This is a genomic window from Planococcus sp. A6 (assembly GCF_028823615.1).
Taxonomy (GTDB): Bacteria; Bacillota; Bacilli; order Bacillales_A; family Planococcaceae; genus Planococcus.
Window position 1 is genome coordinate 17833 of sequence record NZ_JAPEHT010000037.1, and the last position, 10096, is coordinate 27928.

A 10096-nucleotide genomic window follows, 5' to 3' on the forward strand; every position below is an offset into this window, starting at 1 on the left:
AAAATCCCTTTCATATTTGATTCAAATAAAGAAAAGAACTTCCCTTCCAAGTGGAACTGAACCCAAGATGACAGACACTGAAAAGTGACTTCTTCTTGGGTCAGTTCATTAGATTAGAGAAATTCTTTTTAATTTGAGAGAATTTCACCAAGAAGAATTACGAGATGTATAATTCATCCTTTTTTATAAGGTAGAATGGTACGAAGAGGTTAACACTTTGTGCTCATACCGATAAGAGGGAGGTTAATAACTTTGAAAAACAAAAAGGAAATGACCGAAGAAGATATCAAGCATCGCTATATAACGCCTGCCATCAATCAAGCAGGTTGGAAATCTGAACAAATATGGATGGAACACAGCTTCACGGACGGGCGTATCATTGTACGGGGTAATTTAACCGGTCGCGGAAAGCGAAAACGGGCAGATTACGTGCTGGTTCATAAAAAACACTTGCCCCTTGCTATAATTGAAGCAAAGGATAATCGACAAGGAATTGGGGCAGGGATGCAGCAAGCCATTAACTATGGCGAAATGCTCGATATTCCATTTGTCTATAGCTCAAACGGCGATGGATTCGTTGAACATGATCGAACGACAGGAAAAGAACGAACCCTTATGCTGGACCAGTTCCCAACGGAAGAAGAACTATGGCAGCGATATGCAACGTGGAAAGGATTAACACCAGGTGAAGCAGAGGTCATCGAAGAACCTTACTACTTCAGACTAGGTGAGAAATCCCCACGCTATTACCAGCGTGTTGCGATTAACCGGACGGTGAATGCTGTTGCCCAAGGTGATCGCCGGATTATGCTAGTCATGGCGACCGGTACCGGGAAAACGTACACAGCCTTTCAAATTATTTACCGTCTTTGGAAAGCCGGATTGAAGAAACGGATTTTGTTTCTTGCTGATCGGAATATTTTAGTGGATCAAACCATGGCTAATGACTTTAGTCCATTTGAAAAGGTCATGACAAAGGTGGAAGACCGCAAACTGGATAGCTCCTACGAAGTATACTTAGCACTTTATCATCAACTCGCCGGAGAAGATGGACATGAGCCATTCCGTCAGTTTAGTCCAGACTTCTTTGACTTGGTGGTTATTGACGAAGCCCACCGAGGTTCTGCTAAAGAGGAGAGCCGATGGAGACGCATCCTAGAATACTTTGACAGTGAAGAAACCACGCATATTGGATTGACCGCCACTCCAAAAGAGACGAAAGATACTTCCAACATTCACTATTTTGGAGAACCGTTGTATACCTATAGCTTGAAGCAAGGAATCGATGATGGATTTCTAGCACCATACAAAGTCATGCGCATCGGGCTTGATCGAGATTTAGAGGGCTATCGACCGGAAAAAGGAAAACTTGATATGTTTGGTAACGAGATAGAAGATCGGGAATACAACGTCAAAGATTTTGACCGTAATATGATTCTTGATCGCCGTACCGAAGTGGTTGCTGAACGTGTCACAGAGTTTCTAAAGAAAACGGATCGTTTTGCTAAAACTATTATTTTTTGTGCGAATATCGACCATGCGGAACGAATGCGCTCTGCCTTAGTGACGCTGAATAGCGATTTATATGGAGAGAACTCAAAGTATATTATGCGAATAACCGGAGATAACCCAGAAGGAAAAGCGCAGCTGGACAATTTCATCGATCCCGCCAGTAAATATCCGGTGATTGTAACAACATCGAAGCTATTAACGACGGGAGTAGACGCAAAAACATGCAAATTAATTGTTTTGGATTCCAACATCGAATCGATGACGGAATTTAAGCAAATCATCGGGCGAGGCACTCGACTTAGTCCCGATCATGGCAAAGAATACTTTACCATTATGGACTTTCGGAATGTCAGTCGGCATTTTGCCGATCCCGACTTCGATGGAGAACCTGTACAAGTGATGACCGTAGATGCAGGTGATCCGATTCCGCCGCAAGATGAACCAGATCCAACAGATGATGATTTATGCGGAGATGAGGCGGATTATGGAACCCCTGGTCAAGACGGCACTGATTTTGGTTCGGGTGATGGGGGCGAAGATAAGAGGAACCAGATTTACCGAGTGAATGATGTGAAAGTCCAGGTGGTCAGTGAACGGGTCCAGTATTATGATAAAGACGGGAAACTCATCACGGAAAGCCTGATTGATTACACCAAGAATTCGATAACGAAAGAATATCGGGACATGAACGAATTTTTGTCGAGATGGAAAGACTCGGAACGAAAGTCTGCCCTATTAGACGAGCTTCGTGAGGAAGGGGTTTTCTTAGATGCATTACGAGAGCAATACGAGCATCTTAGAGAACTAGATGATTTTGATCTTATTCTGCATCTCGCCTTTGATCAGCCCCCGTTGACGAAGGCTGAACGAGCTAACAATGTAAAGAAGCGTGGGTATTTGTTTGAATATCAAGATGTCTCTCGTGAAGTGCTGGAGATACTATTAGAGAAGTATGCGAAAGATGGCATCGAAGAGATTGACACGACCGAGATACTCGAACTTCAAGAATTCCGCAAGTTCGGCAGCCCTTTGAAAATTGTCAAAGCTTTTGGAGGAAAGAAAAAATACAATTCCGCAGTAAAAAGACTGACGGACGAAATTTATATTTCGTAAGAAGAGGAGAAACACATGAGCATATCATCATTTGTGAAGACACTACAGAATATCATGCGTAACGATGCAGGAGTTTCAGGCGATGCCCAGCGAATTGAGCAAATCGTCTGGATGTTATTTTTAAAGATTTATGACGCAAAAGAAGAACTATGGGAGTTTCATGAGGATAACTATGAATCGATTCTTCCAGAAGAATTCCGCTGGAGAAACTGGGCAGTAGATGCGAAAGACGGGAAGTCGATGACAGGAGAGCAATTGCTGACATTCGTTAACGCTGAACTATTTCCGACGTTGAAGACTCTGAATGTTGATGAGAATACACCCATCAACAAAGCCATCGTCAAATTTGCGTTTGAGGATGCTTATAACTATATGAAAGACGGGGTCTTGTTACGCCAAGTCTTGAACGTGATCGACTCCATCGATTTCACGGACTACAAGGAGCGTCATGCTTTTGGCGACATCTACGAACAAATTCTAAAAGATTTGCAAGCGCAGCGTGCTTCAGGTGAGTATTACTCGCCACGTGCGACGACAGACTTTATGGTACAGATGGTGAAACCGCAACTTGGGGAACGAGTTGCTGACTTTGCTTGCGGTACAGGTGGATTTTTGACGTCTTCTCTAAATTACTTAGAGAAACAAGTTGTATCGGTGGAGGATCGAGAAAAGTACAATCAGGCTGTTTTCGGTATTGAGAAAAAGGCTTTTCCTTACCTATTATCGATTACAAACCTATTGCTACATGACATTGATAATCCAACGATTGTTCATGGCAATTCATTGGAGAAAAATGTCCGGGAATACGAGGCGAAAGATAAGTTCGATGTCATTTTGATGAATCCTCCGTATGGCGGCTCTGAAAAAGACAGCATCAAAATGAACTTCCCCATGAATTTGCGAAGCAGCGAAACAGCAGACCTCTTCATCTCGGTCATGATGTATCGGTTAAAACGAGACGGGCGGGCCGGTGTGATTCTACCTGATGGCTTCTTATTTGGTGAGGACAACGTAAAAGTTGCCATCAAGGAAAAGCTGTTGAAAGATTTTAACTTACACACCATTATTCGCTTGCCTCACAGTGTGTTTGCACCTTATACCTCCATTCATACTAATATGTTGTTTTTCGATAATACAAAGCCAACTGAAGACGTTTGGTTTTACCGGGTGGATATGCCAGAAGGGTACAAAAACTTTTCAAAAACTCGTCCCATTAAACTGGAACACTTCCAACCAGTTATGGATTGGTGGGATAACCGGGTAGAAATTATCAATGAAAGAGATGAAAAAGCTCGGAAGTTTACAGTACAAGAAATTATCGACCGGAACTACAACCTAGACTTGTGCAAGTTCCCACAAGAAGAGGAAGAGATTTTAGAACCACATGAATTAATTGCACATTACATTGCGGATCGAACGCGTTTGAATAAAGAGATTGATGAGGTTTTAGCAGAGATTCAAGAAATGTTGGGTGAGCCACTATGAATGCTCAACAATTAAAAGAATCAGTTTTGCAATATGCGATGCAAGGTAAGTTAGTTCCACAAGATCCAAATGATGAACCTGCAATTGATTTAATTGGTCGAATTCAAGAAGAAAAAGAACGTCTAATAAAAAACAAGATAATAAAAAAGAGTAAGACTTTACCTATGATAAACGATGATGAAAAACCATTTGATATTCCCCCGAGTTGGGAATGGACGAGGTTAACAGAAGTCATAGATGTTCGAGATGGCACTCATGATACGCCAAGATATGTAGCTGAGGGTATTCCACTCATAACAAGTAAAAATTTAAAAAAAGATTATTTAGATTTTGACAATGTGAAATATATAACTCAAGAGGATGCAACAAAAATAAATCTTAGATCCGGGGTAGATAACGGTGATATCCTTTTTGCGATGATTGGATCTATAGGTAATCCTTTATTAGTAAAAAAAAATAGAGAATTTGCAATTAAAAATATGGCTTTATTTAAACCGTTGAATAATTCATTAATTGATATGAAATACGTGTATTGGTTTCTCGAATACGAACAACATCAAATGAAGAGGAAATCCTCTGGAGGAGTACAGTCATTTGTTTCTCTATCGTTTTTAAGAAATTATTTAATTCCTTTACCGCCATTAAGCGAACAAAAACGTATAGTAAGAAAAATAGAAGAATTAACTTTGAAATTACAGAACTATAATTTACTTCACGAAGAATCTGTAAATATTAAAGAAGTGTTCCCTTCCAAACTTGAGAATTCAATTCTTCATTATGCAATACAAGGAAAGCTTGTTGAACAAGATCCGAATGATGAGCCTGCTGCTGAATTGATTGAGCGAATTCGCAGAGAAAAAGAAATTTTGATTAAAGAAAAAGTTCTTAAAAAAGAAAAAACCCTTCCGCCGATTACTGATGAAGAAGTGCCGTTTGACATCCCTGAAAATTGGGAGTGGATAAGAATCAAAGATATCACCAATTTCGGTAATGCTTCGACAATAACTCCTGAGAAAATCAATGCCGAAGACTGGGTGCTAGATTTAGAAGAAATAGAAAAAAATACTGGTCGAATTATTGATAAGAAATTAGCAAAAGAAAAATCTGTTAAAAGTAACAAGTACCGATTTTCAGAAAATGAAGTATTGTATGGGAAGCTCCGTCCTTATTTAAATAAAGTAGCGATTGCACCGGAGGACGGATATTGCACAACTGAAATTATTCCTTTAAAACTCTACGGGAATGTAGATGTTAGATATGTACAACTGGTTTTAATGTCGCCATATTTTATTGGATATGCAAATAGCTGTTCTTATGGAGTAAAGATGCCCCGATTGGGAACACAACAAATAGCGAATGCATTAATCCCACTCCCTCCTCTGAAGGAACAAAAAAGAATAGTCAATAGAATTGAATCATTATTTTGCATTACAGATAAATTAAAATGAAGATAAAAATATTTATATACTTGTGTGTCAAAAACGATGGTTTATAAGAGTCAGAGAAGAAGGCGTCAATTTTCTTCTCTGGCTCTTTTGCTTTGTCCCATTACTTTTTTCAAAATCAATCTATCATAAATGTTGTTTCACAATGATTTTGAAAAGAAATGGGGAGGCAGAAAAATGACGAAATTCGAATTGGCAACTCACCAGAAGACTCTGGAGAATCAGAAACGTTACCACAACAGAAAAGTTCATATTGAAAAGAAAATGGAGGAAATACCAAAACAATATGAGGGCGATATTCGGAGATACAAGAACTATTGCTGCAGCACAGGCCAAGTAATCGGCGCAGAAGCGATGCTTGATTATTTGTACATCTCACTAACTGAACAGCAAGTTAAGAAAACAACGTGGGAACGCCGGTTGGCAGCTATTAGAAAGTACTTGAGTGTCATTCATAAAATAGATCTCAAAGGACAGGCTGGTGTGGCATACGAGCTTTCAGGGATACGGAAAATGTACCAGGAAGATCAATACGCTCATTTGACACAAGTTCGAGGAAAATCGGCCTTGAATAAGAAAGAGTTGATGGATATACTCCATTGTCTCCCGATAAGAGCAAAGGCGATTTGTCTCGTCAATTTAGTAACCGCCAACAGACCTAGCGAAATGGTGCGGTTAAAAATAAGTGATTTCGATCTGAGCAACAAATGCGTACATGTTTATTTGAAAAAGCAAAAAAGATGGCATACGAAACGTCTCACTCCGGAAGTTACCCATGCAATTAACGTTTACATACAAGAATACCGTCTGAAGCCAGATAATTACTTTGTGGGAAGGATGTATAAGAATGGACGCTATGAAAGCACGGCAATCAGTGAAATAGGATACTATAAATCTTTGCAGCGATGGACAGGACTGACGGGATATAACTTTAGAAAAAGCCAAGTAGTAGCGATGCACGCAGCTGGCGCAGATGTATCCACTATCGCGCAACAAACCGGCCACCAATCGTTGGAAACGTTAATTCAACATTATCTTACGGTATCTGGAGGGACTATTGATAAATATTTATGAATGCATCCTAAAAGTGAATTTTAGAAAGTGAAAATGGAAGAGGACTGTTGCTTTTTGTGGCAGTCCTTTTCTATTTGGTAATGCAGATATTTATTTATTGAACTACCGGTAGTCATATATATGAGTATTAATAAAGCTCATTCTCCACAAAAAATATTGGGCCAAACTACTTGTCCTTTTTAAAAGTAAATAAATTATGTAATCAAAATTACTGGAAATTTAAGGTATAATAATTGTAAGTCAACGCAGAATTTGCTAAGAAAACAAGCAGAGAAGGGGAGAATATGAATTTTGCTATAAACAAAGGGGATAACACAGAGGAGTTTATCGATTCACTTAAAGAAATTTATTCGGTGGATCAGTTAAAGCAACTAGCAAAAAAGAACTTATATGTTTGTCCATACTGCCAAGTATCTATGCGTGTCAGGTCAGGAGATGATAGAGGGACTTATTTCGCCCACCCTTCTAACTTGGCATGCTTTGAATCTAAGCAAGTAGAGCGTGCGTATCGCCAGTACAAAAAACAAATTCAGCGAGAATCCTTTCGGCATCCGGTACTGGTCAGTCTGATCAAAGACGAATTAGACACAGCAGCCGCTGGAAGAGATTTAGTCGAGATTACGGAAGGGTATCGCGTTCCACGTTTTAAGAAACACTTTCCGGATTTATATGTTCAAATAGGCAGCAAAGAGTGGGCCATTACGGTATTAACAGATATGACAGAACATGAAAGCTTGGAACATAGTCGGAATTTCAAAGCACGACATCAGTACTTCATCGAAAACGGATTAATACCCCTTTGGCTGATTGATAAAGCGAATTTTGCAGCCGAAACGATGAAGAGTAGTATTCTGCTGTGGGAAATTGAGTGGTTGAGTTCACATACCAGTAAAGAGGATCACGCCTGGAAGACTGAAATCGCAACTTATACAGACCGAGAAGAGTTGTTTAACGTGTCGGGGTATACTACTTCAGCGCTTAGTTCAAATCGGAAAATAGACCTGAAAAGCATTTACTACATTTCGCAGATTGAAGATAAAAACTATATTCGTGTTTTTCGCTTTATTGATGACGCAAGAGGTGAAATCTACAGAGGATTTCTGATTGGTGAAACATCAAGAGTTCCATTTAGCCAAGCACTTCATATCGAGAACGAAGCGTTCATGCTACGAGATCCGGAACAAGAGCTTTCTTTCCGGAAGACGTTCAAAGAGAGTGTCTTACAAGCTGTAGAGAGGAAAAAGCAAAGGGAGAGGCAGATTCTTGAAGAGCAAGCGCAACAAAACGCACTTCTCCAAAGAATCAGAGAAGAAGAGAAAGAAGCTGCAGTTGCCCCAATAGAGGGAGAGAAGACAGAAGAACTGCAAGAAGCTATTCCACAAATCGAACCGTCGGTTTCCTCATCGCGAGCAATTTCAACATCTAACGCCATGAGTCCGCAGGAAAAAGAATTGGATGATCATTTTCGCCAATATTTTTATGAGTTAAATAGAGGGAAAGTCCAAAATTTATCCTCACACGTTCCCGAAAAGAAATATAAAGAATTTCTGGAAAGAATGCGAACGACAAGAATAGAAGGCGCTAGTTATATCTTGTCTTCCAATCATGTTTGGAGACCGATTATTTTAACGTGGTTGGAAGAGAACTATTACGTGGAAAACTGGACGGTTTCTGTGCAAATAATAAGAGACGTTTTAAAAAATGCTCGAGTTGAATTTACAGAAAATCGTGAAGAGATTTTAAAAGTACCCATTAAAGATTTTCTTATGGTCTACCAAAAATCACTTAAAAAAGACTTGAAAGTAAAAAGTAGCTTCAGTATAAAAAGCTGAAAACTGAAATGTACAGGATGAAGGGAGACTGAAAATTGAAATGTTCTAAATGTGAGAAAGAAAATAATAGCTATATGAAAAAGTGCAAGTACTGCGGAAATCGGTTTGTTCCTTCAGAGCCATCTGATAATTCGCTTGGACGTTGTGAATGTGGTTGTCCAGTGCCATTAACCAACGGAAAAGGATATTGTGTCAATTGCCAAGAGGAAGTTTACAGTTCCGAGTTAGGCTTTTACTAAGAACCATGTCCTTTGGCTTAATTGATGGTGTTCTATATTTCAGGCCATGAAATCATAGGGACAAAAAATAGAACTAGAGAGGATATGCTTCTATCTCTCTGGTTCTATTTGAGTTTCTTCTATTTTACATAGCTATCTACGAATGAATTAAATCCTTACCTTTAGGATTTTCCTTAAACGTAGGAGTTAAATCTTCGAGACCCCCCAAAGCTACGAAAACTTTATCATATGTTTCGGATTTGATGTTATCAGCACCACTTTCAATCTTGGATAGGGTCGCCTGTGTAAAGGTATCTCCATGATCTTTGATCATAGAAACAACCTCTTTTTGGGTCAAGCCTAGTTCAAGGCGTCTCTTGAGTATTTTTTTACCCATAATGACCGAAATTTTATTCAGGTGTTCATTGACTTTCGGCACTTGTCTTAAGATGCCCATGACATCGTTATAATTTTTATTTGCCATTTAAGCCCTCTCCTTTTTTACTGAGGTTTAAAAAATTCAACCATCATTTTTTCACTCGCACTAATTGCGTGTTCAAAGTCTCGTGAATAGGTCGCCTGCTTAATGACAGCTTTTGTGAAGTAAATGGTTTGGTTGCCTTTGTCGTCCATTTCATAGAAAAAGATCGCTCGAAAAGCTCCTACGGGTCTCCAATTCGCTCGTGCTTCCATCAGTGGGGGATGGTGGTTCAGTTCTTTTACTACATCCACTAGTGTGATGGGATTTCCTGCCGAACTGATACCGTATAACGTACGTTTTTCTATAGGAGGAACGCCTATGTCCTTCATGTAATCAAGTAGCTGGGCTATACGAGCTGCAAGTTCTGCATAATCTTTATCGGTCATGGCTCTATCAGCAATAGAAGTGATTAAATCTATAACTTGTTGGTTGCCATGTTCATCTGCTAAGAATTCGATTTCTACCATAATTATATCACGTGGAATATAAATTTTCTAACAAATTATATTCTGTGTAATATATTCGCCTCCTTTTCATTTAAATACAGAGTTACACTATGCGGGTAGCTCTGATATAGGAAATTGAGTTTCTTCTATTATAATAGGTTACCTGTTTCTTCTTCGAGCGCTTTGACCAATTTATAAAAACTGGTCTTTTTCACTCCGGCCTCCTGCATGGCTTCGACTGCCGTTAATTCTTTTGCTTTCCATCTTCTATAAACCTCTTTAAATTCTTCGGAAACAAAAACAGCCGGCCTTCCAAATTGAATGCCGTTTTGCAGCGCTAAGTCAATTCCTTCACGCTGCCGTTTCCGGATACGTTGCCGTTCTTCTTCTGCCATCCAGGAAAGAATCTGCAAAACCAAATCGGCAATAAAAGTACCCATACTGTCTTTGTACTGTGTCGTATCCAACAACGGCATATCCAGCACCACAA

General features: G+C 39.5%; 8 protein-coding genes. 5 read left to right on the forward strand and 3 right to left on the reverse strand.

The window, feature by feature from the left end; genetic code table 11:
- Nucleotides 1–252: 252 nt before the first annotated feature.
- The 5 genes from hsdR to ON064_RS07560 all read left to right on the forward strand — a co-directional run bounded on the left by hsdR (nt 253) and on the right by ON064_RS07560 (nt 8461).
- On the forward strand, nt 253–2625 hold the full coding sequence (gene hsdR, locus ON064_RS07540; protein WP_274624287.1) for an EcoAI/FtnUII family type I restriction enzme subunit R: 2373 nt from the start codon (nt 253–255) through the stop codon (nt 2623–2625).
- A gap of 15 nt (nt 2626–2640) precedes the next feature.
- Nucleotides 2641–4110 carry a class I SAM-dependent DNA methyltransferase gene (locus ON064_RS07545; RefSeq protein ID WP_274624288.1) on the forward strand — a complete coding sequence of 490 codons (1470 nt, stop codon included), beginning with the start codon at nt 2641–2643 and terminating at the stop codon, nt 4108–4110.
- Nucleotides 4107–5558: a restriction endonuclease subunit S gene (locus ON064_RS07550; protein ID WP_274624289.1), complete on the forward strand. Its 1452-nt coding sequence runs from the start codon at nt 4107–4109 to the stop codon at nt 5556–5558. Before ON064_RS07545 ends, ON064_RS07550 begins: the two co-directional genes overlap by 4 nt.
- A gap of 174 nt (nt 5559–5732) precedes the next feature.
- Nucleotides 5733–6629: a tyrosine-type recombinase/integrase gene (locus ON064_RS07555; RefSeq protein WP_274624290.1), complete on the forward strand. Its 897-nt coding sequence runs from the start codon at nt 5733–5735 to the stop codon at nt 6627–6629.
- Between the two features lie 284 nt (nt 6630–6913).
- Nucleotides 6914–8461 (forward strand): competence protein CoiA family protein, encoded by a 1548-nt coding sequence (locus tag ON064_RS07560; protein WP_274624291.1) that lies wholly within the window; start codon nt 6914–6916, stop codon nt 8459–8461.
- Between the two features lie 375 nt (nt 8462–8836).
- Here ON064_RS07560 and ON064_RS07565 read toward each other — a convergent pair whose 3' ends face one another.
- From ON064_RS07565 to ON064_RS07575, 3 genes are all read right to left on the reverse strand, one after another.
- A complete protein-coding gene (locus tag ON064_RS07565) occupies nt 8837–9163 on the reverse strand; it encodes a helix-turn-helix domain-containing protein (protein ID WP_274624292.1) in 327 nt (108 codons plus the stop codon).
- Nucleotides 9164–9180: 17 nt separating this feature from the next.
- Nucleotides 9181–9627, reverse strand: a complete 447-nt coding sequence (locus ON064_RS07570) for a hypothetical protein (protein ID WP_274624293.1) — start codon at nt 9625–9627, stop codon at nt 9181–9183.
- A gap of 128 nt (nt 9628–9755) precedes the next feature.
- On the reverse strand, nt 9756–10096 hold a 341-nt coding region (locus ON064_RS07575), incomplete at its 5' end, for a recombinase family protein (RefSeq protein ID WP_274624294.1).